The 25,317-nt window shown below is 62.4% G+C and carries 28 protein-coding genes; 17 read left to right on the top strand and 11 right to left on the bottom strand.

The window, feature by feature from the left end:
• Positions 1–10 precede the first annotated feature (10 nt).
• Complete coding sequence (gene choX, locus AC5PZ0_RS07285) at positions 11–934, bottom strand: choline ABC transporter substrate-binding protein (protein WP_027592039.1); 924 nt, start codon at positions 932–934, stop codon at positions 11–13.
• A 14-nt stretch (positions 935–948) separates the two neighbouring features.
• Positions 949–2,466, bottom strand: a complete 1,518-nt coding sequence (gene betC, locus AC5PZ0_RS07290) for a choline-sulfatase (protein WP_493854592.1) — start codon at positions 2,464–2,466, stop codon at positions 949–951.
• Positions 2,467–2,575: 109 nt separating this feature from the next.
• On the opposite strand from betC, the gene AC5PZ0_RS07295 reads away from it, so the two are divergent.
• On the top strand, positions 2,576–3,475 hold the full coding sequence (locus AC5PZ0_RS07295) for a choline sulfate utilization transcriptional regulator (RefSeq protein ID WP_099427983.1): 900 nt from the start codon (positions 2,576–2,578) through the stop codon (positions 3,473–3,475).
• A 97-nt stretch (positions 3,476–3,572) separates the two neighbouring features.
• Here the strand turns inward: AC5PZ0_RS07295 and AC5PZ0_RS07300 are convergent, their stop codons facing one another.
• The gene (locus tag AC5PZ0_RS07300; protein WP_238209880.1) at positions 3,573–4,121 is read right to left on the bottom strand and encodes an NAD(P)H-binding protein; all 549 of its coding nucleotides are present in this window, start codon (positions 4,119–4,121) and stop codon (positions 3,573–3,575) included.
• 52 nt (positions 4,122–4,173) lie between these two features.
• Here AC5PZ0_RS07300 and AC5PZ0_RS07305 point away from each other — a divergent pair, with 52 nt between their 5' ends.
• Positions 4,174–4,506 (top strand): DOPA 4,5-dioxygenase family protein, encoded by a 333-nt coding sequence (locus AC5PZ0_RS07305; protein ID WP_027592035.1) that lies wholly within the window; start codon positions 4,174–4,176, stop codon positions 4,504–4,506.
• Positions 4,507–4,626: 120 nt separating this feature from the next.
• Here the strand turns inward: AC5PZ0_RS07305 and trpA are convergent, their stop codons facing one another.
• Both trpA and trpB read right to left on the bottom strand, forming a co-directional pair.
• Positions 4,627–5,436: a tryptophan synthase subunit alpha gene (gene trpA, locus AC5PZ0_RS07310; protein WP_186679243.1), complete on the bottom strand. Its 810-nt coding sequence runs from the start codon at positions 5,434–5,436 to the stop codon at positions 4,627–4,629.
• Complete coding sequence (gene trpB / locus AC5PZ0_RS07315; protein ID WP_027592033.1) at positions 5,433–6,650, bottom strand: tryptophan synthase subunit beta; 1,218 nt, start codon at positions 6,648–6,650, stop codon at positions 5,433–5,435. The genes trpA and trpB overlap by 4 nt, the downstream gene beginning before the upstream one ends.
• 109 nt (positions 6,651–6,759) lie before the next feature.
• On the opposite strand from trpB, the gene AC5PZ0_RS07320 reads away from it, so the two are divergent.
• The gene (locus AC5PZ0_RS07320; RefSeq protein ID WP_099427986.1) at positions 6,760–7,656 is read left to right on the top strand and encodes a LysR family transcriptional regulator; all 897 of its coding nucleotides are present in this window, start codon (positions 6,760–6,762) and stop codon (positions 7,654–7,656) included.
• On the opposite strand, the gene AC5PZ0_RS07325 is transcribed toward AC5PZ0_RS07320, so the two are convergent.
• Positions 7,653–7,976, bottom strand: a complete 324-nt coding sequence (locus AC5PZ0_RS07325) for an ElaB/YgaM/YqjD family protein (protein WP_027592031.1) — start codon at positions 7,974–7,976, stop codon at positions 7,653–7,655. The genes AC5PZ0_RS07320 and AC5PZ0_RS07325 overlap by 4 nt on opposite strands.
• A gap of 149 nt (positions 7,977–8,125) precedes the next feature.
• On the opposite strand from AC5PZ0_RS07325, the gene AC5PZ0_RS07330 reads away from it, so the two are divergent.
• Both AC5PZ0_RS07330 and AC5PZ0_RS07335 read left to right on the top strand, forming a co-directional pair.
• A complete protein-coding gene (locus tag AC5PZ0_RS07330) occupies positions 8,126–8,341 on the top strand; it encodes a dodecin (RefSeq protein ID WP_027592030.1) in 216 nt (71 codons plus the stop codon).
• 101 nt (positions 8,342–8,442) lie between these two features.
• Positions 8,443–8,664, top strand: a complete 222-nt coding sequence (locus AC5PZ0_RS07335; protein WP_085272120.1) for a DUF1161 domain-containing protein — start codon at positions 8,443–8,445, stop codon at positions 8,662–8,664.
• A gap of 39 nt (positions 8,665–8,703) precedes the next feature.
• On the opposite strand, the gene AC5PZ0_RS07340 is transcribed toward AC5PZ0_RS07335, so the two are convergent.
• The gene (locus AC5PZ0_RS07340) at positions 8,704–9,705 is read right to left on the bottom strand and encodes an LLM class flavin-dependent oxidoreductase (protein ID WP_099427987.1); all 1,002 of its coding nucleotides are present in this window, start codon (positions 9,703–9,705) and stop codon (positions 8,704–8,706) included.
• A 170-nt stretch (positions 9,706–9,875) separates the two neighbouring features.
• Between AC5PZ0_RS07340 and AC5PZ0_RS07345 the strand changes: the two genes are divergently transcribed.
• Complete coding sequence (locus AC5PZ0_RS07345) at positions 9,876–10,301, top strand: OsmC family protein (RefSeq protein ID WP_027592027.1); 426 nt, start codon at positions 9,876–9,878, stop codon at positions 10,299–10,301.
• Between the two features lie 73 nt (positions 10,302–10,374).
• A complete protein-coding gene (locus tag AC5PZ0_RS07350; RefSeq protein WP_493854593.1) occupies positions 10,375–10,608 on the top strand; it encodes a DUF1161 domain-containing protein in 234 nt (77 codons plus the stop codon).
• 114 nt (positions 10,609–10,722) lie between these two features.
• On the opposite strand, the gene AC5PZ0_RS07355 is transcribed toward AC5PZ0_RS07350, so the two are convergent.
• The gene (locus AC5PZ0_RS07355) at positions 10,723–11,136 is read right to left on the bottom strand and encodes a PA0061/PA0062 family lipoprotein (protein ID WP_099452524.1); all 414 of its coding nucleotides are present in this window, start codon (positions 11,134–11,136) and stop codon (positions 10,723–10,725) included.
• 55 nt (positions 11,137–11,191) lie between these two features.
• Positions 11,192–11,605, bottom strand: coding sequence for a PA0061/PA0062 family lipoprotein (locus tag AC5PZ0_RS07360; protein ID WP_238209863.1), 414 nt, complete (start codon positions 11,603–11,605; stop codon positions 11,192–11,194).
• A gap of 67 nt (positions 11,606–11,672) precedes the next feature.
• Between AC5PZ0_RS07360 and AC5PZ0_RS07365 the strand changes: the two genes are divergently transcribed.
• The gene (locus AC5PZ0_RS07365; protein ID WP_493854594.1) at positions 11,673–12,764 is read left to right on the top strand and encodes an aminopeptidase; all 1,092 of its coding nucleotides are present in this window, start codon (positions 11,673–11,675) and stop codon (positions 12,762–12,764) included.
• A 136-nt stretch (positions 12,765–12,900) separates the two neighbouring features.
• Here AC5PZ0_RS07365 and AC5PZ0_RS07370 read toward each other — a convergent pair whose 3' ends face one another.
• A complete protein-coding gene (locus tag AC5PZ0_RS07370; RefSeq protein ID WP_027592022.1) occupies positions 12,901–13,551 on the bottom strand; it encodes an HAD family hydrolase in 651 nt (216 codons plus the stop codon).
• 19 nt (positions 13,552–13,570) lie between these two features.
• Positions 13,571–14,119, bottom strand: a complete 549-nt coding sequence (locus tag AC5PZ0_RS07375) for a gamma carbonic anhydrase family protein (protein ID WP_274884390.1) — start codon at positions 14,117–14,119, stop codon at positions 13,571–13,573.
• Positions 14,120–14,185: 66 nt separating this feature from the next.
• On the opposite strand from AC5PZ0_RS07375, the gene prlC reads away from it, so the two are divergent.
• From prlC to AC5PZ0_RS07420, 9 genes are all read left to right on the top strand, one after another.
• Complete coding sequence (gene prlC / locus AC5PZ0_RS07380) at positions 14,186–16,273, top strand: oligopeptidase A (RefSeq protein ID WP_493854595.1); 2,088 nt, start codon at positions 14,186–14,188, stop codon at positions 16,271–16,273.
• Positions 16,270–16,551 (top strand): YheV family putative zinc ribbon protein, encoded by a 282-nt coding sequence (locus AC5PZ0_RS07385; RefSeq protein WP_252826323.1) that lies wholly within the window; start codon positions 16,270–16,272, stop codon positions 16,549–16,551. The genes prlC and AC5PZ0_RS07385 overlap by 4 nt, the downstream gene beginning before the upstream one ends.
• A gap of 97 nt (positions 16,552–16,648) precedes the next feature.
• Positions 16,649–18,643 carry a M3 family metallopeptidase gene (locus tag AC5PZ0_RS07390; RefSeq protein WP_493854596.1) on the top strand — a complete coding sequence of 665 codons (1,995 nt, stop codon included), beginning with the start codon at positions 16,649–16,651 and terminating at the stop codon, positions 18,641–18,643.
• Between the two features lie 65 nt (positions 18,644–18,708).
• A complete protein-coding gene (locus tag AC5PZ0_RS07395; protein WP_099452528.1) occupies positions 18,709–19,767 on the top strand; it encodes a PA0069 family radical SAM protein in 1,059 nt (352 codons plus the stop codon).
• A 562-nt stretch (positions 19,768–20,329) separates the two neighbouring features.
• On the top strand, positions 20,330–21,286 hold the full coding sequence (trbB, locus tag AC5PZ0_RS07400; protein WP_027592016.1) for a P-type conjugative transfer ATPase TrbB: 957 nt from the start codon (positions 20,330–20,332) through the stop codon (positions 21,284–21,286).
• A gap of 14 nt (positions 21,287–21,300) precedes the next feature.
• Complete coding sequence (locus tag AC5PZ0_RS07405) at positions 21,301–21,693, top strand: TrbC/VirB2 family protein (RefSeq protein ID WP_186679219.1); 393 nt, start codon at positions 21,301–21,303, stop codon at positions 21,691–21,693.
• A 3-nt stretch (positions 21,694–21,696) separates the two neighbouring features.
• A complete protein-coding gene (locus AC5PZ0_RS07410; protein ID WP_186679215.1) occupies positions 21,697–22,008 on the top strand; it encodes a conjugal transfer protein TrbD in 312 nt (103 codons plus the stop codon).
• Positions 22,005–24,563, top strand: coding sequence for a VirB4 family type IV secretion/conjugal transfer ATPase (locus AC5PZ0_RS07415; RefSeq protein ID WP_186679213.1), 2,559 nt, complete (start codon positions 22,005–22,007; stop codon positions 24,561–24,563). The genes AC5PZ0_RS07410 and AC5PZ0_RS07415 overlap by 4 nt, the downstream gene beginning before the upstream one ends.
• A complete protein-coding gene (locus tag AC5PZ0_RS07420) occupies positions 24,560–25,309 on the top strand; it encodes a conjugal transfer protein TrbF (protein WP_186679210.1) in 750 nt (249 codons plus the stop codon). Before AC5PZ0_RS07415 ends, AC5PZ0_RS07420 begins: the two co-directional genes overlap by 4 nt.
• The last annotated feature ends 8 nt before the right edge of the window (positions 25,310–25,317 follow it).

Genomic DNA, 25,317 nt, shown 5'->3' on the forward strand with positions numbered 1-25,317 from the left:
ATTATCGAGATTACAGTTTGCTTGTGACGGCCTCTTTCGCATCGCCACCGGACTTGGTGCTGACCCCAGCCAACCACCCTTCCAGTACTTCGGGATGCGCCTTCACCCAAGCCTTGGCTGCTTCATCGAAGCTCACTTTCTTATCCACAACCTCGGCCATGATGCTGTTTTCCATGTCCAGGGTAAATGTCAGGTTGCCCAGCAGCTTCGCTGTATTCGGGCATGCCTGTGCATAACCTTTGCGGGTCAGGGTGTAGACCTGGCCCTTGCTGCCAAACCACTTTTCCCCACCCGTGAGGTAGTGCATCTTCAGCTTCACGTTCATCGGGTGCGGTGTCCAGCCGAGGAAGGTGATGAATTGCTGCTTCTTCACGGCGCGGTCCACTTGCGCGAGCATTGCCTGCTCACTCGACTCCACCAGCTTCCACTGGCCGAGGTCGAACTGGTTCTGGTCGATGATTTCTTTCAGCGACAGGTTGGCAGGCGCGCCAGAGCCGATCCCATACAGTTTCTTGTCGAACTGATCAGCGTGCTTTTGCAGGTCGGCGAAGTCTTTGACCCCGGCGTTCCACACATAGTCGGGCACCGCGAGGGTGAACTCGGTGCCTTCAAGGTTGCGCGACAACTGCTGTACATCACCATTGGCGATGAACTTGTCATGAAACCCCTGGTGCGCCGGCATCCAGTTGCCGAGGAAGGCATCGACGCGCCCGTCCTTGAGGCCGCCATAGATGATCGGCACGGCCAGGCTGTCGATCTTTACCTGGTAGCCGAGGCGTTCCAGCAGCAGGCGGGCGATGGCGTTGGTGGTGGCGATATCGCTCCAGCCGGGGTCGGCCATCTTCACGGTGCTGCATTGCGCGTCTTCGGCGTGAGCCGTGGCAGCGCCCAGGCCGAGGGCCAGGGCAAGCACGGCGGCGGAGATTTTTTGCATGGCGAACTCTCTTCTCAATCCAGAGGGGCGGGCTGTGGATAACGGGCCTTGCGCTCGAGGTCGTCGAGATCGATGTGGTTGCGCATGTACTGTTGGCTGGCGTCCACCAACGGTTGGTGGTCCCAGCTTTTCAGCTTGCCGATGGCCAGGGCTTCGGCCACCAGGCGGCGGCGGCGCTGGCTGGCCAGGACCTGTTGGCGCAGGGTGGGGATGTCCCAACGCTGCCGGGCTTCATCGGTAAATGCCTGCAGCAGCGCCTGATGGTCGGGGCTGCTGGCGAGGTTCTCCCGCTCGTGCGGGTCGCGGCTCAGGTCATAGAGTAGCCATGGGTCGTCTTCGCTGTACACGAACTTGTACGGGCCACGGCGGATCATCATCAGTGGGCCGACCGTACCTTCGGCCATGTATTCGCCAATGACCTCGTCGTGGCCACCCTGCCCTTGCAGGTGGCCCAGCAGCGAGCGGCCGTCCAGGTGCAGGGACGTGTCCACGGCACCGCCGGCCAGTTCGACCAGGGTCGGCAGCAGGTCGCAGGTGGAGACCGACGCATTCACGCGCGCGGCGGCAAAGCGTTTGGGGGCGTGGATCAGCAGTGGCACGCGCGCCGACATTTCGAACCAGTGCATCTTGTACCAAAGGCCGCGCTCGCCAAGCATGTCGCCGTGGTCGCCGGAGAACACGATCAACGTGTCCTCCGCCAAGCCGCATTCCTCAAGGGTTTGCAGTAACTGGCCAATGTTGTCGTCGATGTAGCTGCAGGCGCCAAAGTAGGCGCGGCGGGCATCGCGGATCTTGTCCACAGGCAGGGGCTTGTTCCACAGGTCGTAGACCTTGAGCAGGCGCTGCGAGTGCGGGTCTTGCTCGTGCTGATCAACCTCGGCGCGCGGCATGGGTATATCCACGCCCTCATAGCGATCCCAGTAGCGCTTGGGAATGGTGTACGGGTCGTGGGGGTGAGTCATCGACACGGTCAGGCAAAACGGCCGGCCATCGTTTTCGCGCACATGGTCGTAGAGGTACTGGCGGGCCTTGAACACCACCTCCTCGTCGAAATCCAGCTGGTTGGTGCGCACGCATGGGCCGGCCTGCAGCACCGACGACATGTTGTGGTACCAGCTCGGGCGCTCGTCCGGGGCGTCCCAGTTCACGGCCCAGCCGTAATCGGCGGGGTAGATATCGCTGGTCAGGCGCTCTTCGTAGCCGTGCAACTGGTCTGGGCCGCAGAAGTGCATCTTGCCCGACAGCGCAGTGCGGTAGCCGAGACGGCGCAGGTAATGGGCGTAGGTGGGCACATCGGCGGGGAAGTCAGCGGCGTTGTCGTAAGCGCCAATACGGCTGGGCAACTGGCCGCTGACCAGGGTGAAGCGCGACGGTGCGCACAGCGGGCTGTTGCAGTACGCCGAGTCGAACACCACCGCCTGGTCGGCGAGGCGGGCGAGGTTTGGCATCTGGATGGGCGAAGGGGCGTAGATCGGCAGCAGGGGGGCGGCCATCTGGTCGGCCATGATGAACAGGATATTCGGGCGCGTCATGGTTGGCTTCCATCGTTGAAGGTTATGCGAACCGCTTGCCTACCAAGATGCGACTGTGGATAACATGGGTAAAGCCCATGGCGGGCAATGACTGGGATTAGCTGAGCTTATGTTTGAGCGCCTTGGCGAGCTGTCGTTGGATACCCTGCGTGTGTTCGAGGCCGCAGCGCGGTTGCGTGGCTTTACGGCCGCGGCGCTTGAATTGGGGACCACGCAGCCCGCCGTGAGCCAGCAGGTGAAGCGCCTGGAAGCCCAGCTGGGTACCCGGCTGTTCGACCGGATCTACCGGGGCATTGCGCTGACCGAGGCCGGCCAGTTGCTGTTCGAACAGGTGCACCAGGGGCTACAGGCCATGGACGATGGGCTTGCCTTGGTCAGCGGGCGAGGCCAGCGCGAGGTGCTTCAGGTGGCGACCGACTTCGCCTTTGCGGCGTTCTGGCTGATGCCCCGGTTGCAACGCTTTCATGAAGCTTATCCACAGGTGGATGTGAGCCTGGTAACGGGTGAGCGCAGCCAGGCGATGCTGCGGCCGGATATCGATGTGGCGGTGCTGTTTGGTGACGGGCGTTTTCATCAAGGCGAGAGCCGGTGGTTGTTCGATGAGGAGGTATTCCCGGTCTGCAGCCCCCGCCTGACTCATGGCAAACCCTTGTCAGCCGTGGCTTTGCAGCGTTTGCCGTTGCTTCACCTGCGCGGTGAGCAGGCCAGCCGTTGGTTTGATTGGGCGGGTGTGTTTCGTGGGTTTGGCGTAGACAGCCCACCGCCGCCGGGGCAGTTGCGTTTTGATAACTACACCTTGTTGATCCAGGCGGCGATTGCCGGGCAAGGGGTGGCGATTGGCTGGGGGCACCTGGTCGATGGGCTGGTTGAACAGGGGCTGCTGTGTCGGCCTTTGGAGGGCAGTTTGCGCTCGGAACGCGGGTATTACGCGGTTTTGCCACCGCGCAAGCGGCGTGGGGCGCTGATTGAGCGGTTTGTCGATTGGCTGGAGGATGAGCGTGAGGCTTGAGGGCCTCTTCGCGGGGCAAGCCCGCTCCCACCGGTACACCACAGGATTGGATAGCTGTGCAGTACTTGTGGGAGCGGGCTTGCCCCGCGAAGAGGCCTCAGGATACGAAGTTGAGATGCTCGCCCCGATGCAACCCCAAGTCCAGCATATCGGCCATCCCCGCCGCTACCCTCTCCAGGTCGACCAACGTCTGGGGTGCATTGATCAGGGTCCAGTGCAATGCGCTGCGCTGCAGCCCATCGACAACCTGGTCCACGCCTTCACGCGCTTCATCGGTGTAATCACCTGGCCTGTCCAGCACATCGAAATCGCCCACCAGCAACAGCCGGCGTATAGTCGTACGCGCAAGCCCGGCCACCAGCGCTTCGCTCATCTGCCATTGCGCAGGCAGGTCACCGGGTGCCAAGGCTGACACCAAGGCAACTACCGCCGAGCCGCCTGCGGCACCCTGCTCCGCCTGGTCGGCACTCGCCAGCCCGCCTATCTTGAAATGCAGGCCAGGGCGTGGCGCATGGCGGTTGAGGTCATCGACCACGGCGGTCACTTCGTGCTGGCGTGACAGCAGCTCGGTAATCAGCGCACTGCCAAGGCTGGACTCGGCCCCGAACAGGACCAGCTTGAATACTGGGGTTTCGGCGTTTTTCACTGCATCACTTCCTTTGCAGGGGGTGATGGTTTGACCGCAATCAGGAGTTATCGTGCAAAGGATCAAGGGCTATCACGCCCACGTGTACTACGACGCATCGACCCTCGAGCAGGCGCGAGAACTGTGCGAGGAGGCGGCGCGGCTGTTCCCCGTGACCATGGGGCGCATGCACCAGCAACCCGTGGGGCCGCATCCGGACTGGAGTTGCCAGCTGGCGTTCGGGCCTGAAGTGGTGGGGGTGGTGTTGCCGTGGCTGGCGCTGTACCGCAAGGGGTTGGTGGTGTTTCTGCACCCGCTGACCGGGGATGAGCTGGCGGATCACCGGGATCATGCGATCTGGATGGGGGCTGTGCGGCCGCTGAAGCTGTCGATTTTTGGCGGATAGGCCTTTATAGCCTGTGCTGGCCTCTTCGCGGGCAAGCCCGCTCCCACAGGTCCTGCACAGCCTTCAAGAGCGGCGCGGTCACTGTGGGAGCGGGCTTGCCCGCGAAGCAGGCGACGCGGTTTAGCGGCGGGCGCCGCGCACGCCTTCAGCCAACGCCGAGCACAGGCTCAGCACATCATTGACGGCCTGATCGGCATCCTTGGCATGAGCGATCTTGTCGACCAGCGCCGACCCCACCACCACACCATCGGCCAGGCGGGCGATGTTCGCAGCCTGCTCCGGGGTACGAATGCCAAAACCAACGCTGATCGGCAGGTCGGTATGCCGACGCAGGCGGGCAATGGCTTCGGTCACGTGCTCGGTGGTTGCCGAGCCCGCGCCGGTCACACCGGCGACGGACACGTAATAGACGAACCCGGAGCTGCGCTCAAGCACGCGCGGCAGGCGTGCGTCGTCGGTGGTCGGGGTGGTCAGGCGGATGAAGTCGATGCCCGAAGCCTGGGCCGGGGTGGCCAGCTCGGCATCATGCTCGGGCGGCAGGTCGACGATGATCAGGCCATCGACGCCGGCTTCCTTGGCTTCTGCCACGAACTTTTCCACGCCAAAGCGGTGGATCGGGTTGTAGTAACCCATCAACACGATCGGCGTGGCTTGGTTGCCCACGCGGAATTCACGAACCATCTGCAGGGTCTTGGCCAAGGTCTGGCCGGCTTCCAGTGCACGCAGGGTCGCTAGCTGAATGGCCACGCCATCGGCCATCGGGTCGGTGAACGGCATGCCCAGCTCGATCACGTCGGCGCCGGCTTCCGGCAGGCCCTTGAGGATGCGCAGCGAAGCGTCATAGCCCGGGTCGCCCGCGGTAACGAAGGTGACCAGTGCCGAACGGCCTTCGGCCTTGAGTGCGGCGAAGCGTTGTTCAAGACGGCTCATGCCTGTTTCTCCTGGGCGGCCATGTGGTTCATCACGGTTTGCATGTCTTTGTCGCCGCGCCCGGACAGGCACACGACCATCAGGTGGTCCTTGGGCAGGTTCGGTGCGCGCTTGATCGCCTCGGCCAGGGCGTGGGAGCTTTCCAGGGCCGGGATGATGCCTTCCAGGCGGCAGGTGGCGTGGAACGCATCGAGCGCTTCGTCGTCGGTGATGCTGACGTACTCGACGCGCTTCACTTCATGCAGGTAAGCGTGCTCCGGGCCGATGCCTGGGTAGTCGAGGCCGGCGGAAATCGAGTGGGCGTCGGTGATCTGGCCGTCAGCGTCCTGCAGCAGGTAGGTGCGGTTGCCGTGCAGCACGCCGGGTACGCCGCCGTTCAGGCTGGCGGCGTGTTTGTCGGTGTGCACGCCATGGCCGCCGGCTTCGACGCCGATGATCTGCACGCTTGGCTCTTCAAGGAATTCGTGGAACAGGCCCATGGCGTTGGAGCCGCCACCGACGCAGGCCACCAGGCTGTCGGGCAGGCGCCCTTCCTTCTCTTGCAACTGGGCACGGGTTTCCTTGCCGATGATCGACTGGAAGTCGCGGACCATGGCCGGGTACGGGTGCGGGCCGGCGACGGTGCCGATCAGGTAGAAGGTGTCTTCGACGTTGGTGACCCAGTCGCGCAGGGCCTCGTTCATGGCGTCTTTCAGGGTGCCGGTACCGGCGGTGACCGGGACGATTTCGGCGCCCAGCAGCTTCATGCGGAACACGTTGGCTTGCTGGCGCTCGATGTCGGTGGCGCCCATGTAGATGACACAAGGCAGGCCAAAGCGGGCGGCGACGGTGGCGGTGGCCACGCCGTGCATGCCGGCACCGGTTTCGGCGATCAGGCGTTTTTTGCCCATGCGCTTGGCCAGCAGCACCTGGCCGATGCAGTTGTTCACCTTATGCGCGCCGGTGTGGTTGAGCTCTTCACGCTTGAAGAAGATTTTTGCCCCGCCACAGTGCTCGGTCAGGCGCTCGGCGAAGTACAGCGGGTTCGGGCGGCCGATGTAGTCGCGCTGGAAGTACGCCAGCTCTTCGAGAAACTTCGGGTCGGCCTTGGCGGCTTCGTATTCGCGGGCCAGGTCCAGTACCAGTGGCATCAGGGTTTCTGCCACGTAGCGGCCGCCGAACGAGCCGAACAGGCCGTTGGCGTCTGGGCCAGGGCGGTATTGAGTCTGGGTCATGGGGCGCTCCAAGGCGTAATGAATGAGTGATGGGCTTTACTCTAACCACGCAACGCCCGTCTGAAAACCGATAAGATTGCGCAAACCTGTCAGGAAAACTCACAAGACAATGGCCCAGGACCTTCCCCCGCTCAATGCCCTTCGGGCCTTCGAGGCGACTGCCCGGCTTAACAGCGTCAGCCAGGCGGCCGAAGCGCTGCATGTGACGCACGGCGCGGTCAGCCGGCAGATCAAAGTGCTTGAAGAGCACTTGGGCATTGCCCTGTTCGTCAAGGATGGGCGTGGCATCAAACTCACAGATGCTGGCATGCGCCTGCGCGATGCCAGTGGCGAGGCATTCGACAGGTTGCGGGGTGTGTGTGCCGAGTTGAGCCGGGATAACAGCGAGGCGCCGTTCGTCCTTGGCTGTTCCGGTAGCCTGCTGGCGCGGTGGTTCATCCCCAGGCTTGGGCGGCTCAAGGCCGACCTGCCGGAGCTGCGCCTGCACCTGTCTGCCGGGGAAGGCGACCTGGACCCGCGGCGACCAGGCCTGGACGCCTTGCTGGTGTTTGCCGAGCCACCGTGGCCGGCGGACATGCAGGTGCACGTGTTGGCCGAAGAACGCATCGGGCCTGTGCTCAGCCCCCACTTCGCCGGCTTCGAGCGTTTGCGCGGCGCGGCACCCCAGGCTTTGCTGGGCGAGTCGCTGCTGCACACCACCTCACGCCCGCAGGCGTGGCCTGCGTGGGCGGCGCAGCACGGGCTCGAGCCGGGCGCATTGCCGTTCGGCCAGGCCTTCGAACACCTGTACTACTTGCTGGAGGCCGCAGTGGCCGGGCTGGGGGTCGCGATCGCGCCGCAGCAGTTGGTGGCGGATGATCTGCGGGCTGGGAGGTTGGCGGCCCCTTGGGGCTTTTCACCCACGCACGCCGCGCTGGCGCTGTGGGTGCCACGGCGCGCCGCGGATGGGCGCGCCGAGCAACTGGCGCAATGGCTGCGCCAGGAATTGCGGCTGCAGATCGCTTAGTTGCGCTTGTACAGCAGCCAAGCCGCCAGCAGGCCCAAGGCACCCACGGCTACCCCGGCGGTGGTGATGGGGTGTTCCTGGGCGTAGTCACGGGTGGCGATGCCGGTTTGGCGAGTGCGGGTCTTCACTTCCTCGTAGGCGTCGCTCAGCAGGCTGCGCGAATGTTTGAGAGCGCTCTCGGCGTTGCTGCGGATTGCCTTCACCGACTTCTGGGATTCCTCCGAGGCATCGTGTTTGAGGTTTTCCAGCGATTTCAGAAGGCTTTCGATCTCGGCTTCCATGCTTTCCAGGGATGTTTTACGCAGCGAGTTGCGGTGCATGTTGACTCTCCTTCGGGGATGGGCTGTAAGGATTGCGACTGCACCGCGCGGCGAAAGTGCGATCGAACTTTCATCCCTGGCGACGGCTCGCAGGTAAACCAGGCCTGCGCTGCTAGGCTCAATTTCACCGTCATCCAAGGAGAGTGCACATGTCCGATCATCACACGTACAAGAAGATCGAACTGGTTGGGTCGTCGCCCACCAGCATCGAGGACGCGATCAACAATGCCCTGGCCGAAGCGGGCAAGAGCATCAAGCACCTGGAATGGTTCGAAGTGATCGACACCCGGGGTCATATCCATGACAACAAGGCGGCGCACTTCCAGGTCACGCTCAAGGTCGGGTTTCGGATTGCCAATAGCTGAAGCAGTACCGGGCTAGCTGGCGCCGGCAAGATGGGGTAATAGAGAGGGGGCGCCGTTGCCGGCGCCCTCTTTGATTTTCATCTGTACAAGGAAAGCGATCGATGAAGAAACTGATTCTGGCGGCGGGCCTGATGGCACTGGCGGGTGGTGCGCTGGCGGCGGGCAAGCCGTGTGAAGAACTGAAGGCAGAGCTTGCCGCCAAGCTGGATGCCAAAGGCGTGCATGGCTACACGCTGGAGATCGTCAAGAAAGGCGATGCAGCGGGCAAGGTGATTGGCAGCTGTGAAGCCGGTACCAAGGAAATTGTCTACCGGCGTGGTTGAGTGACGGCCTCTTCGCGGGGTTACCCGCGAGGCGGGCTACTAGGCCTTCAAGGCCTCTGCCATCAGTTCATAGGACCTGACCCGGTCCGCATGCTCATACAAGTCGCAGGTAAAGATCAGCTCATCCGCGCCGGTCTGTTCCAGCAGCACCTCGACGTTGGCCCGCACCTTCTGCGGGCTGCCAATCATGGCCAGGCCGAGGAAGCTCATCACCGCATCGCGCTCGTGGGGTAGCCACAGCCCATCCATGCTTGGCACGGGCGGACGCTGCATCAGGCTCTGCCCGCGAATCAGGGCAAGAATGCGCTGGTACACCGACGTGGCCAGGTACTCGGCCTGCTCGTCGGTGTCGGCCACCACCATCGGAATACCGAGCATCACATAAGGCTTGTCCAGCGTGGTGGAGGGTTTGAAATGGTTGCGATAGACGCGAATCGCTTCGTGCATGTAGCGCGGCGCAAAATGCGAGGCGAACGCATAGGGCATACCGCGCATGCCGGCCAACTGCGCACTGAACAGGCTTGAGCCGAGCAGCCACATTGGCACCTCGGTGTCATGCCCTGGCACGGCGATCACTTTTTGATCATCGGTGCGCGGGCCGAGGTAGCGCGACAGCTCTTCGACATCATCGGGGAAGTCGTCCGCACTGCCGGAGCGCTCGCGGCGCAGGGCCCGGGCGGTCATCTGGTCGGAGCCAGGGGCGCGGCCCAGGCCCAGGTCGATGCGGCCTGGGTACAGGCTGGCCAAGGTGCCGAACTGTTCGGCGATTACCAGCGGCGCGTGGTTGGGCAGCATCACGCCACCGGAACCGACACGAATGGTCGAGGTACCGCCCGCCAGGTAGCCGAGCAACACCGAGGTCGCGGAACTGGCAATGCCATCCATGTTGTGGTGCTCGGCGACCCAGAAGCGGTTGTAGCCGAAGCGTTCCGCGTGCTGTGCAAGGTCCAGCGAGTTACGCAGCGACTGCGCCGGCCCGCCATCGGCGCGCACGGGCACGAGGTCGAGGGTGGAAATTTTCAGGTCACGCAGCTGCGTCATCGGAGCCTCCTTGAAGGTGGTTGGCCAGAGGCCTTTTGAACTCTGTATGGGCACATTCGGTGGATTCAATGCTTGCGGTCAGATTGATCTGAACTTGCCGTAGGTAGCCGACCTCTGAACCCTTAAGCATGTCACCCCAAGATATGTAAACGTAGCGACCAGGAGGCATCATGAAAAAGACAGCATCGGCGATCTGGCAAGGCGGCCTGAAGGACGGCAAAGGCTTGCTTTCCACTGAAAGCGGCGCGCTCAAGCAGAACCCGTACGGCTTCAATACCCGTTTCGAAGGCTCACCCGGCACCAACCCGGAAGAGCTGATCGGCGCTGCCCATGCCGGTTGCTTCTCGATGGCGCTGTCGATGATGCTGGGTGAAGCGGGGCTGACCGCAGACCGCATCGATACCATTGCCGAGGTGACGCTGGACAAGCAGGCCGACGGCTTTGCCATCACTGCCGTGCACCTGATCCTGAAGGCCAAGGTGCCGGGCGCGAGCGAGGCGCAGTTCCTTGAAATCGCCAACAAGGCCAAGGCCGGTTGCCCAGTGTCGAAGGTGCTCAATGCCACCATCAGCCTGGATGCCTCGCTGGTGGGCTAGGCGGCGCAACGAGGGCGGTTTGCTGTAGTCTAACCAGCAATGGCAGCACGACTGCCCTTTCAGGAGCCGTTCCATGATCCGCGTAGCAATCGCCGTGTTGGCCTCCCTGCTCGCCACCTCTACGCTGGCGGCAGTGAAGCCGTGCGAAGAATTGAAAGCCGAGATCGAGGCCAAGATCCAGGCCCAGGGCGTAACGTCCTACACCCTGGAAATCGTGCCCAACAGCGAGGTCAAGGACCCGAACATGGTCGTGGGTAGCTGCGAGGGTGGCACCAAGAAGATCATCTACCAGAAGAACGACCGGTAGCGTCTGAATGCTGGGGCCGCTTTGCGGCCCGCGACGCAAGGCTGCTCCTACAGGTACATGACTGACTGTGGGAGCGGCCTTGCGTCGCGAAATGGGCGCAAAGCGCCCCCAACGTCACGGAATGCAAAACACGTTGCTGGGCTCGTTCACCAGCACCTTGCGGCTGGCGTCGTACAGCAGCACCTGCGGCTCCATCACCGGCGCCCGGGCCTCTAGGCGGTAGCGTTCGCCGGCTTTGAAATTGTCATAGCGCACCGTCAGATAACAGGTACGGTCCCTCGGCTGGGACATGATGCCCCCGCCGTAAATCTCATAATCGAAACGCACCACCAGCTCGTGCTTGCCAGGCGTTACCTGGAAGTATCGGCCATCCTCCAGCCGCTGACCGTCGAGGCGGTCGGCCATGAGGACCCTGCCGGGGGTGATGGTGGAAAGCTCGACCCAGGCCTGCTTGGGGTCGACGGGCGGCAAGGGGCTGGCGCAAGCCCCCAGTGCACTGAGGGCGATCAGCATCATGGGCTGGCGCATGGCAAAACTCCCACTTGCGATTCACAAGTTACAAGCATAGCGCCGTTTGCGGGGTTCAGGTGCGCTGACAGCCCGCTGGCAGGCCTTGGCCCAGCAGTTTTTGCTGGTGGTCGTAAAGTTTGATCCAGGGGCGGAAGCCAATGCTGCCCGCCTGCAACTGGTAGCGCTGGCCGGCGCTGAAGTCTTTGAAGGTGAGGTTGAGCTGGCAATCGCGCCACAGCGGCTCGTTGACCGGGCCGATATTGCTCGGGGTGACCGGGAACTGGTAGCGCACGGTCAGTTCGTGGCTGCCGGGGGCAACTTCGAAATAGCGTGTGTCAGCCCAGTCGCGTTCGTCCACCTGCACGGCGTGCAGCGACGTCTCGTCAACGGGGGTGAGGTCGACCCAGGCCTGGTTCGGATCGGGGTCCGGCAGGGTTGAGCACGCAGACAACAGCATGAGTGTGCTGGCGGCAAACAATGGACGCATGGCGAAACTCCCCCCTGGCGAGATAGTCTTGGAGCGTATTGGCCATGAGCGAGTCAGACAGTCCCAGATGCTTCGACTTTTTCTTTTTCAGCGCTCAGGCCCTGGGCCACTCGACCGCCTTTTCACCCGTTTTGTTCCCGTGTTGGCGGCCGTTCTGCTGAACGGTTGCAGCAGCGTCGGCTATTACGGCCAGTTAGCAGAGGGCCAATGGCAGCTACTGCGCGCGCGTCAGCCGGTGGAAAAGGTGCTGGCAGACCCGGCCAGCAGCCCGCAGTTGCGTGCGCGGCTGCAGCATGCCGAACAGGCCCGGGTGTTCGCCAGCCAGCAGCTGAAACTGCCGGACAACCGCAGCTACCGGGTTTACGCCGACCTGGGGCGCCCCTACGTGGTATGGAATGTATTCGCCACGCCTGAACTGTCGTTGCAGCCGGTGACGCATTGCTTCCCGATTGCCGGCTGCGTGGCCTATCGCGGCTATTACCGCCAGGGGGCGGCGCGTGGCGCGGCGGCGTTGATGCGCCAGGCGGGTATGGATGTGTATGTGGGCGGCGTCGAGGCGTATTCGACCCTGGGCTGGTTCGACGACCCGTTGTTGTCGTCGATGGTTGGCTGGGGGGATGAGCGGTTGGCGTCGTTGATTTTCCATGAGCTGGCCCATCAGCGCTTTTATGTGCAGGACGACACGGCGTTCAACGAATCGTTTGCCACCTTCGTCGAGCAGGAGGGATCGCGGCAATGGCGCGCAGCGCGTGGGCTTGCAGCGATCGAGGATGAACAGGCGCAGCAGCGAGACCAGTTCATTCGGCTGGTGCTGGCCAGCCGTGAACGGCTCCAGGAGATGTATGCCGGGCCGCTGGATGACGCGAGCAAGCGTGTGGCGAAGCAGGCGGAGTTCGAGCGGTTGCGGCGCGAGTACCGAGCCGTGCGTGATAGCCAGTGGGCGGGCGACACGCGTTATGACGCCTGGATGTATGGGCCGATGAGCAATGCCAAGCTGCTGCCGTTTGGGCTGTATGACCAATGGGTGCCGGCGTTTGCGGCGGTGTTTGGTGAGGTTGGGGGGGATTGGGGGCGGTTTTATGAGCGCGTTGAGGCGCTTGGGCGGTTGCCGGTTGAAGCGCGTAAGGCGGCGTTGGCGCGGTTTGTGGTTACCCAATGAGATTTTGGGGCCGCTGTGCGGCCCATTCGCGGGGCAAGCCCGCTCCCACAAGTTTTGCACTGCCATTCATAGCGATGCGGTACCTGTGGGAGCGGGCTTGCCCCGCGAATGGGCTGCAAAGCAGCCCCAATCATTATCAGGCGTTAATGAAGGCCCGATGCATCTCGGCCAACGTAGCGAAATGAAACTCCGGCGCTTGGGCCGTCAACTCTTCTTCGCTACCAAACCCATACCCCACCGCCACCGCCTGCAGCCCATTGCTGCGGGCGCCGATCAGGTCGTGCTTGCGATCGCCGATCATCAGCGTTTGCGCCGGGTCCAGCCCTTCCTCGTCGAGCAAGTGGCGAATCAACTCGACCTTGTTGGTACGGGTGCCGTCCAGCTCACTGCCATAAATCACCTTGAAGTGATGGTCGAACGCAAAGTGTCGAGCAATCTCGCGGGCGAATTCCCAAGGCTTGGAGGTGGCTACATACAGTGTGCGCCCTTGGCCATTGAGGGCCTCGAGCAGCTCCGGTACGCCCTCGAACACCTGGTTTTCGTACAGGCCAGTGACGCGGAAACGCTCGCGATAAAAATTGACCGCCTCCCACGCCTTGGCTTCGTCAAAGCCATAGAACTGCATGAACGCCTGCAGCAAGGGCGGGCCGATGAAGTGTTCGAGGCGGGCCAGGTCGGGTTCATCGATGCCCAGTTTGGCCAAGGCGTACTGGATGGAGCGGGTGATGCCCAACCGTGGGTCGGTCAGGGTGCCATCAAGGTCGAAGAGGATGTTCTGCTGGTGCATGTAAGCGATTCCACTCAAGTCATTCTGGTTGGTCGTAGCCTTCGGCCAGGTGCTGGTCCTTGAGCTTGACGTAATTGCTGGCGCTGTACGGGAAGAACGCGCGTTCTTTGTCGGTCAGCGGCCGGGCCTGTTTTACCGGGCTGCCCACATACAGGAAGCCGCTCTCCAGGCGCTTGCCGGGCGGTACCAGGCTGCCGGCGCCGATGATCACCTCGTCCTCGACGATGGCGCCGTCCATGATGGTGCTGCCCATGCCGACCAGGATCCGGTTGCCCAGGGTACAGCCATGCAGCATCACCTTATGACCGATGGTCACTTCATCGCCGATGATCAGCGGGAAGCCATCCGGGTTGAAAGGGCCGGCATGGGTGATGTGCAGCACGCTGCCGTCCTGCACGCTGGTGCGTGCGCCGATGCGGATGCGGTGCATGTCGCCGCGTACTACAGTCAAGGGCCAGACCGAGCTGTCTTCGCCAATCTCCACGTCGCCCATCACCACCGCCGAGCGGTCGACGAAGGCCCGTGGTGCAACTATCGGAGTGTGTTGCTGGAAGCTTCGAATGGCCATGATAGGGTCTCTCATCTGTGCCGATAGGCAGGCTGCCTGCTGCGGTCGGCGTCGATTGTAATTAAGATGGTCCAGTGTTTCTTCTGCCAAGGTATCCAAACCGTGAGTGCGACCAACCCGCTTCTGCAGCCCTACGATCTGCCGCCCTTCTCGGCGATCCGCGCCGAACACGTGCTGCCGGCGATCGAAGAGATCCTGGCCGACAACCGCAAAGCCATTGCCGATATCCTCGAAAAGCAGGGCAAGAACCCTACCTGGGCTGGCCTGGTGCTGGCCATGGACGAACTGAATGACCGCCTGGGCGCTGCCTGGAGCCCGGTCAGCCACCTCAATGCTGTGTGCAACAGCAAGGAATTGCGCGAGGCCTACGAGTCTTGCCTGCCAGCGCTGAGTGCCTACTCTACCGAACTGGGCCAGAACCGTGCGCTGTTCGAAGCCTACGAGGCGCTGGTCAACAGCCCGGAAGCGGCGAGTTTCGACGTGGCGCAGAAGACCATCCTCGAACATGCCCTGCGCGACTTCCGCCTGTCGGGCATCGACCTGCCGGCCGACAAGCAGCAGCGCTATGCCGAAGTGCAGAGCAAGCTCAGCGAGCTTGGCAGCCGGTTCTCCAACCAGCTGCTCGATGCCACCCAGGCCTGGACCAAGCACGTCACCGACGAAGCCGTGCTGGACGGCCTGACCGATTCGGCCAAGGCACAGATGGCGGCCGCAGCCCAGGCCAAAGACCTGGACGGCTGGCTGATCACCCTGGAATTCCCCAGCTATTACGCGGTGATGACCTACGCCAGCGACCGCGCCCTGCGCGAAGAGCTGTATGCCGCCTACTGCACCCGCGCCTCGGACCAAGGCCCTAATGCCGGCCAGTTCGACAATGGCCCGGTGATGCAGGAAATCCTCGACTTGCGTCAGGAACTGGCCAAGCTGCTGGGCTACCCGAACTACGCCGAGCTGAGCCTGGCCACCAAGATGGCCGAGTCCAGCGACCAGGTGCTGAGCTTCCTGCGTGACCTGGCCAAGCGCTCCAAGCCGTTCGCTGCCCAAGACCTGGAGCAGCTCAAGGCTTACGCTGCCGAGCAGGGCTGTCCGCAGCTGTCCAGCTGGGATGCCGGTTACTTTGGTGAGAAGCTGCGCGAGCAACGCTACAGCGTGTCGCAGGAAACCCTGCGTGCCTACTTCCCGATCGACAAGGTACTGTCGGGCCTGTTCAGCATCGTTCAGCGCCTGTACGGCATCGAAATCGCCGAGCTCAAAGGCTTCGACAGCTGGCACCCGGATGTACGTCTGTTCGAAATCAAGGAAAACGGCCAACACGTCGGCCGCTTCTTCTTCGACCTGTATGCCCGCGCCAACAAGCGCGGTGGCGCCTGGATGGACGGTGCCCGTGACCGTCGCCGCACCGTTGAAGGCGCGCTGCAGAGCCCGGTGGCCAACCTGGTGTGCAACTTCACCCCTGCCGCACCCGGCAAGCCAGCGCTGTTGACCCACGATGAAGTCACCACCCTGTTCCACGAGTTCGGCCACGGCCTGCACCACCTGCTGACCCGCATCGAACATGCCGGTGTGTCTGGCATCAATGGCGTGGCCTGGGACGCGGTCGAGTTGCCGAGCCAGTTCATGGAGAACTGGTGCTGGGAGCCGGAAGGCCTGGCGCTGATCTCCGGCCATTACGAAACGGGCGCTGCCCTGCCCCAAGACCTGCTGAACAAGATGCTGGCGGCGAAAAACTTCCAGTCGGGCATGATGATGGTGCGCCAGCTGGAATTCTCGCTGTTCGACTTCGAGCTGCACGCCACCCACGGCGATGGCCGTAGCGTGCTGGACGTGCTCGAAGGCGTGCGCGACGAGGTCACAGTGATGCGTCCACCGGCGTACAACCGTTTCCCCAACAGCTTCGCGCACATCTTCGCGGGCGGTTATGCCGCGGGCTACTACAGCTACAAGTGGGCTGAAGTGCTGTCGGCTGACGCGTTCTCGCGCTTTGAGGAAGAAGGCGTGCTGAATGCCGAGACCGGCCGTGCCTTCCGCGAGGCGATCTTGGCGCGGGGTGGTTCGCGTGAGCCGATGGTGCTGTTCGTCGACTTCCGTGGCCGTGAGCCTTCCATTGATGCATTGCTGCGCCACTGCGGGCTGAGCGAGGACGCGGCGGCATGAGTGAGGTAGCTGTGAACAAGACCAAGAAGCGCTTTATCGCCGGGGCGGTCTGCCCGGCGTGCAGCGAGCCCGACAAGCTGATGATGTGGAACGAAGATGGCGTGCCGCACCGCGAGTGCGTGGCCTGCGGCTTCACCGATACCCTGAATGAACAAGGGCTGTCGGTGCCTTCGGAGCTCGGCACGCGGGTCAACCACCTGGCGCCCAAGCCGGCGCCGGCCAAGGTGCAGACCGTGCAGTTCTTCCCCAATCCGAAGCTGAAGAAACCGGCCGAATAAGGCCGGCCTGCCTGGCCGGGTGGTAGATAATCAAGCCTCTACCGCCCTGCCAGGTAGGCATGCTCGCCCGCTCCCCCACTGAGCAAGGCGATGCGTCATGGACAATCCCCTCCTGCAAGGCAGCAAGACCCCCGTCGATTATTCCGCGATCACCCTGCAGAACATGCAGGCGGCATTCGATCATGTGCTGAACGCGCACGAACAAGGCATCGCTCGCATCATCGAACGGCAACAGGCGCTGCCCACCTGGGATGACCTGGTGTTGGCAGTCGATGAGCTGGATGCGCAATTGCTGGCGGTGCTCTATGCCGTGATGCCACTGATGGGTAAGGCGCCGAGCTGGGGCGAGGCGGTTATCGACTTCTACGCCCGAACGGTCGCACGCTTCGATCAAAAATTCACCAACGCCAGCCTGCAGGCACTCTACGCACGCTTGGCCAGCAGTGCCCATGGCGTGAACCTGGCTGCGCAGCAGCGCGCCACCCTGAGTTGGCACCTGGACAAGTTCGCCAGCAGTGGCGTTGCGCTCGGCGCAGCCGACAAGGCGCGCCTGGTCGAGTTACAGACGCAGATCGGCAACCTGCGCCAAGCGTTCTTAGGCCACCTCGACCGGCCAGGGCTGCGGGTCGATGATGAAGCCGAATTGCGTGGCCTGCCACCTAGGCTGCGTGAAGAGCTGGCGGTGCGCGCCGAGGAGGCCGGCGAGCAAGGCTGGCTGGTCGCCTGCGAAAGCGCATCCACCGAGGCCGTGCTGCGCCAGGCAGCCCACCGCCCCTTGCGTGAACGGCTCTACCGCGCCTTTCATACCCGTGGCGTCAGCACCGATCTGGCGCAGGATAACGGGACCCATCTGCAGCAACTGGCCGAATGCCTGGATGAAAAAGCCCGCCTGTTGGGTGCTGCCAACCACGTCGAACTGAGCCTTCGCAGCAAGAGCGCCGGGTCACTCAGCGAGGTTGGTGATTTTCTCCAGAGCCTGGCAGCGGCAGTGAAGCCGGCAATGGCGCAGTGGCGCACGAAGCTTCAACAGCAGGCGACTGCGCAAAACCTGGGGCCTGTTCAGCCTTGGGACATCAGCTACCTACAGGCCACAGCGGGCGACGCCAGCACTAATGAGGCATTCCGTGAGTACTTCCCGTTGAGCGCAGTGGTCACCGCCTTGACTGGCCTGGCCCGGCAACTGTTTGCACTTGAACTGCGACCCCAACCCTTGGCTACCTGGGACGACAGCGTGCAAAGCTTCGAGGTCTGGCAAGACCACGCGTGCATAGGCCTGCTGTACCTGGACGCGGTGCAACACGCCGGCAAACAGCCCGACGCCGTGTTCACCACCTATGTGCGTAACCGACGCATCGATGCCGAAGGCATCTACCAGCCTGCGGTGGTGGTGGTGAACAGCGATATCCCCGCTGCACTGGCGGGCGCCGAGCCGTTGCTCGATCACCTGTCGCTGCGCAAGCTGTACCACGAATTCGGCCATGCCCTGCACCACCTGTTGGTGCGTACCACCAACCATGTTATGTCCAATGTGACCGAGCTGGGCAATGATGGCGCGGAGCTGTGCAGTAAGCTGCTGGAGCGTTGGGTGTGGGATGCGCGCTACCTGGCGGGTATCGCGGCGCAGCGTGAGGATGGCAGTGCGCTAAGCGAGGACCAGGCTGAGGCATACCTGAGCCAGTTCAAGCAGGAAGGCATCGAGGAAATCGGCCGCGACCTGAGCCTGGCGCTGTTCGACCTCGACCTGCATGGCGCGCCCCATGACGGCAGAACGCTTGAGCAGCGCCTGCAGCAAGCCCGCAGCCTTTGCGGCTACTGGCCTTTGGCGGATTTCGAGCACCCCGCGCATGCCTTCGATCACTTGGTCACTGGCTACGATGCCGGCTTTTACGCCTACCTGTGGGCAGATGTGCATGCCTTCGACCTGTTCACGCGTTTCGAAGCACACGGCTTGCTCGACCGCGAAACGGGGCGCGCGCTGCAAGAGACACTGTTCGAACCCGGTGCCTCGCAGCCCCTGCGTGATGGCATTGAAGCCTTCCTCGGGCGCCTGCCCAGCCACGCCGCCTATGCACGTTGGTACGGCCTGACCTGACCAGAGGCGCTGGAATAAACCGCGTGCCACCTATACTGTATATGGATACAGTATAGGGGTGGATGATGATTCCTCCAGCACCGCAAAAAGGCCGTGGCACGGCGCATAACCCACACAACCGCTTTGCCCCGAACCATTCGGTTGCGCAGGATGACGGCTGGTACCAGGAAGTACCGCTGACCCAAGGCACCGAGGTGCGGGTCGAAACCGCCAAGACCGTCATCAGCCGCAACACCTCGCCCGACCTGCCCTTCGACCGGTCCATCAACCCCTATCGAGGTTGCGAGCATGGTTGTATCTACTGCTATGCCCGCCCCTCGCACGCGTATTGGGACCTGTCCCCAGGCCTGGATTTCGAGACCAAGCTGATCGCCAAGACCAATGCTGCCGACGTGCTCGAACAGCAGTTGAGCAAACCGGGCTATGTTTGCGCGCCGATCAACCTGGGCTCGAACACCGACCCTTACCAGCCAATCGAGCGTGACCACCTGCTGACCCGGCGCTTGCTTGAAGTGCTGCTGCGCTTCCGCCACCCGGTGACCATCGTCACCAAGGGGTCGCTGGTGCTGCGTGACCTCGACCTGTTGTCCGAGATGGCCAGCCAGCGGCTGGTGCGGGTGATGATCAGCCTGACGACGCTGGACGACGACCTCAAGCGGGTGCTTGAGCCACGTGCGGCATCGCCCAAGGCGAGGTTGCGGGCGATCCGGGTGTTGCGCGAGGCGGGTGTGCCGGTGGGGGTCTTGTGTTCGCCGATGATACCGATGATCAACGACAGTGAACTGGAGCGCTTGCTGGAGGCCGCCAAGGAGGCCGGTGCGCAAAGCGCTGCCTACATGATGTTGCGCTTGCCGCTGGAGGTGGCGCCGCTGTTCGAGCAGTGGTTGCAGGACCACTACCCCCAGCGTGCGGCCCATGTGTTGAGCCTGATACGCCAGAGCCGCGGCGGTGAACTGTATGACAGTCGCTTTGGTGCACGCATGCGTGGCGAGGGCATTTTCGCCGAGCTGCTGGCGCAGCGGTTCGCCAAAGCCATGCGCAAACTGGCATTCGAAGGGCGCGAAGCACAGGCGCTCGATTGCTCGAAATTCTGCCCGCCTGGTGGCCAGTTGGCATTGTTCTGAATGCCCGCCCATAACGCCGAACTGGCACCCTAGATATCAAAGTGGCATCTAATTGCCATTACTCAATGGCACTTCAGCGGCGGCGGTGAAGTTACGGTGCCTGACGAGCCTATATTCATACTGGATTAACTTTCCCTGCCGGCGTTTACGTAAGAATACGTCGCGTGCAAGTGTGAACTCTGTCAAATTTTTCAAGCCATTTAATACTGGCAAAGATAGTGGCAATTAAATATCAAATTAATATAGATGTTCTGTTAAGCCCAGATTTTACGGTGCCTGCAGCCATTCCTGTCTGACTAGTCAATGGGACGTTAGTCCCAAGCGTGTAAGAGAAAGCTTACAAAGCTGTAAGAGATCGACTCTTTCGTTAGTAATTGTTGCCGGGTAACCTGCGCGCCCTTGTGAAGTGGCTCGCATAACACGAACAAATTCTGCAATTGCAGGCTAGTTCGCGGGCGGTGACATTCCGCTTCGCCATTAGTTCAAAGAACTGCACGAGAAAACATTTGGAGTGCCCTCCCCAAGACCTTGGGGCGGTATCTATTTTCATGGACGATCAAGTGTGGAAATCGCAGAAACTGCCAGCCTGAAAGAGCGCGCTAAAAAGAAACTGGAGCGCGATGCCGGCCCCCTCATCATCGATGCACTCAACGATCCGCAGACCGTTGAGCTGATGTGCAATGGCGACGGCAAACTCTGGCTGGAGCAGTTGGGCAAGCCGATGAGGCACATCGGCGACCTGCGCCCGGCCCAGGCCGAGTCCATCATCAAGACCGTGGCCGGCTTCCACGGCAAGGAAGTGACCCGCAGCAAGCCGTTGCTCGAGGGCGAGTGGCCGCTGGACGGTTCTCGCTTCGCCGGCCAACTGCCGCCCGTGGTGCGTGCGGCCACCTTTGCCATCCGTAAGAAGGCGGTGGCCATCTACACCCTGGACCAATATGTCGAATCGGGGATCATGACCCCGATCCAGTGCGACGCCATCAAGCGCGCCATCCGCGATCACCGCAACATCCTGGTCATCGGCGGTACCGGCACCGGCAAGACCACCCTGGTCAACGCCGTCATCAACGAAATGGTCGTGGAGTTCCCCAGCGAGCGGGTCTTCATCATCGAAGACACCGGCGAGATCCAGTGCGCAGCCAAGAACTTCGTGCAGTACCACACCACCGTCGATGTGAGCATGACCCACTTGCTCAAGACCTCCCTGCGCATGCGCCCGGATCGCATCTTGGTGGGCGAGGTGCGCGGTGAAGAAGCGCTCGACCTGATCGATGCCTGGAACACCGGCCACCCTGGCGGCGCGGCGACGTTGCACGCCAACAGCGCCAGCGAGGGGCTGACCCGCCTCAAATCCCTGGTTTCCCGCAATAAATCGGCCCCGGCCGAAATCGAACCGCTAATTGGCGAAGCGGTTCACGTCGTCATCTCCATCGCCAGAACCCCAGAAGGCCGCCGCATTCAGGAAATCCTCGAGGTTTCCGGGTACGACAACGGCCGCTACATCATGCGCAATCTTTAAGGAAAACACTGCACATGCACGCCAACACTTCGCTGTTCCGTTTCAATGCCCAAACGTTTGGCTACCTGGCCTTCAGCTTCCTGCTGCTGGCAGTGATGGTTGCGCCGGAGAATGCCTTTGCGGCTGGCACCGGCGGCGGTTTGCCCTATGAAAGCTGGCTGGAAAACCTGCGTAAATCGGTGACTGGCCCGGTAGCGTTTGCCCTGTCGATCATTGGCATCGTGGTAGCCGGTGGTGTGCTCATCTTCGGCGGCGACCTCAACGGTTTCTTCCGTAGCCTGATCTTCCTCGTGCTGGTAATGGCGCTGATCGTGGGTGCCAACAACATCATGCAGAGCTTCTTCACCTCCAGCGCCGAGCTGGCACAGCTGCTGCCTCAGCACAGCCTGGTACAGGGTCAGGTCTGAAGTATGGCACTGCGCACGATTCCCATCCGGCGGGCCGGCAACCGGGACAACCTGTTCATGGGCGGGGATCGCGAGCTGGTGATGTTCTCCGGGTTGCTCGCCTTCGCGCTGATTTTCAGCGCCCAGGAAGTACGGGCAACCGTGGTGGGCCTGGTGCTCTGGTTCGGCTCGCTGTTCGTCTTCCGCGTAATGGCCAAGTCCGACTCCAAAATGCGCCACGTCTACCTTCGTCACCGCCGCTACAAGCCTTACTACCCGGCGCGTAGCACACCGTTCAGGGACAATCCTCCAAGTCAGGGAAGTCAATACAAATGATCGAAGGTATTGCGTACGCCATCGCAGCCCTCGGTGCTCTGCTGGTGCTGCTGCTGATCCAGCGTCTGCTGCAGGTGGATGCGGAGCTCAAGCTGAAGAAGCACCGTTCGACAGAGGCCGGGTTGTCCGACCTGCTGAACCACGCGGCGATGGTCGACGACGGGGTGATCGTGGGCAAGAACGGCGCCTTTATGGCCGCCTGGCTTTACCGGGGTGACGACAACGCCAGCAGCACCGACGCCCAGCGTGAACTGGTTTCGCTGCGGATCAACCAAGCCTTGGCTGGCTTGGGCAACGGTTGGATGATCCACGTGGATGCGGTTCGCCGCCCGGCGGCGAACTACTCCGCCCAAGGCGTCTCACACTTCGCTGACAGCCTGACCGAAGCCATGGACGAAGAGCGCCGCGCCTACTTCGAGTCGTTGGGGACCATGTACGAAGGCTACTTCGTGCTGAGCCTCACCTATTTCCCGCCGATGCTGGCCCAGCAGAAGTTCGTCGAACTGATGTTCGACGACGACACCGCGCCACCGGACGCCAAGCTGCGCACGCGCAACTTGATCGAGCAATTCAAGCGCGACTGCTTGAGCGTCGAGGGCAGCCTGGCCGCAGTGCTCAAGCTGACCCGCCTGAAGGGTAACCGTCAAATCACCGAGGAAGGCGCGCACATCACCCATGACGACTTGCTCAGCTGGGTGCAGTTCTGTGTCACCGGCGTGAGCCAGCCCGTCTTGCTGCCGAGCAACCCGATGTATCTGGATGCTGTCATCGGTGGCAAGGAGCTCTGGGGCGGCGTGGTGCCGAAGATCGGCCGCAACTTCATTCAGGTGGTGGCCATCGAAGGGTTCCCGCTGGAGTCGGCACCCGGCATTCTCTCGGCGCTGGCCGAGTTGCCCTGCGAGTACCGGTGGTCCAGCCGCTTTATTTTCATGGATACCCATGAAGCGGTGCAGCACCTGGAAAAGTACCGCAAGAAGTGGAAGCAGAAAGTCCGTGGCTTCTTCGACCAGGTATTCAACACCAACAACAGCAACATCGACCAGGATGCCCTGGCCATGGTGCAGGACGCGGCCGATGCCATCGCCGAGGTCAACAGCGGCCTGGTTGCGCAGGGTTACTACACCAGCGTGGTGGTACTCATGGGCGAAGACCGTGTGCGTGTCGAAGAGTCTGCACGTAGTGTCGAGAAGGCCATCGAGCGCCTGGGCTTCGCCGCCCGCATCGAGACCATCAACACCCTCGACGCCTACCTGGGCAGCCTGCCGGGCCACGGCGTAGAGAACGTGCGTCGTCCGCTGATCAACACCTTAAACCTGGCCGACCTGCTGCCCACCAGCAGCATCTGGACCGGCAGCGCCGATGCGCCCTGCCCGCTCTACCCGCCGCTGTCGCCAGCCTTGATGCATTGCGTGACCAGTGGTGCCACGCCATTCCGCCTGAATCTGCATGTACGCGATCTGGGGCATACCTTCATGTTCGGCCCGACCGGTGCGGGCAAGTCGACCCACCTGGCGCTGATCGCCGCACAACTGCGCCGCTATCGGGGCATGTCGATCTTCGCCTTCGACAAGGGCATGTCGATGTACCCGCTGGCGGCCGGTATTCGCGCCGAAAGCAATGGCCGCTCCGGGCGCCACTTCACCGTGGCGGCAGACGACGAACAGTTGGCCTTCTGCCCGTTGCAGTTCCTCGAAACCAAAGGTGATCGCGCCTGGGCGATGGAGTGGCTGGATACCGTGCTGGCGCTCAATGGCCTTGAAACCACTGCAGCGCAGCGCAACGAAATCGGCCACGCGGTAATGACCATGTTCCGCGACGGCTCCCGCACCCTGTCTGAGTTCTGCATCATCGTGCAGGACGAAGCCGTGCGCGAGACCCTGCGCCAGTACACGGTCGACGGCACCATGGGGCACTTGCTCGATGCCGAGGAAGATGGCCTGTCGCTCTCCGACTTCACCGTGTTCGAGATCGAAGAGCTGATGAACCTGGGCGACAAGTACGCCCTGCCGGTACTGCTGTATCTGTTCCGCCGCATCGAATGCGCGCTCAAAGGCCAGCCGGCGGTGATCATCCTCGACGAAGCCTGGCTGATGCTCGGCCACCCGGTCTTCCGCGAGAAGATCCGTGAGTGGCTCAAAGTACTGCGTAAGGCCAACTGCCTGGTGCTGATGGCCACCCAGAGCCTGTCGGACGCGGCGAACTCGGGGATTCTCGACGTCATCGTCGAGTCCACCGCTACCAAGATCTTCCTGCCCAATGTCTATGCCCGCGACGAGGACACCGCTGCCCTTTATCGCCGCATGGGCCTCAACGCCCGGCAGATCGAGATTTTGGCCACCGCTATTCCCAAGCGCCAGTACTACTACGTGTCGGAAAACGGCCGACGCCTTTACGACCTGGCGCTGGGCCCACTGGCCCTGGCTTTCGTCGGCTCTTCCGACAAAGAGTCCGTGGCTGCCATCAAGCGCCTGGAAGCCAAATATGGCAATGCCTGGGTGGCGGAATGGTTGGCTGCCAGGGGCCTGAGACTGAATGATTATGGAGTCGCCGCATGAACCTCGCAGACAGCATCAAGGGACTCATTTTCAAGCGTCCCGCCAATGCTACCGCCAAAGCAGAGACGCCCCAGGGCGCCGTCCTCGACAACCCGTACCTGACGGCCCGCCGCACCTGGAATGACCATGTCGGCAGTTTGGTGACCTCCCGCCAGTCCTGGCAGGTGGTGGGTATCCTCTCGATGATGGTCGCCCTCGCCGGTGTCGGCGGCATCATTCACATCGGCAGCCAGTCGAAGTTCGTGCCCTACGTGGTGGAGGTCGACAAGCTTGGCCAGCCAATGGCTGTAGCGCCTGCGCAGGTCGCGGTGCCGGTCGACCTGCGGGTCATCAAGTCGCAGATAGCGTCCTTTATCGCCGATGCGCGCACGGTCACCCCCGACGTCGCACTGCTGCGCAAGTCCATTTTCCGGCTATACGCCCTGCTTGGGCCGAATGACCCGGCGACCCAGAAGATGAACGAGTGGCTCAACGGCAGCAAGGAGGCCAGCCCGTTCGTACGTGCCGCCGAAGAAACCGTCAGTGTCGATATCCGTTCGGTCATGCAGCAGACCCCGGAGACCTGGCAGGTGGATTGGGAAGAAGTCACCCGTGACCGCCAGGGCATGCTCAAGGGCAAGGCCACCTGGCGCGCCCTGGTCACCACCTACACCGCCGAACCCACTACCCAGACCAGCGAGGAGCAAGTACGGATGAACCCGATCGGGACCTACGTCCGTGACTTCTCTTGGTCCAAGCAACTCTGAAGGATCGA

The sequence above is a fragment of the Pseudomonas sp. 5.2 genome (assembly GCF_059025405.1).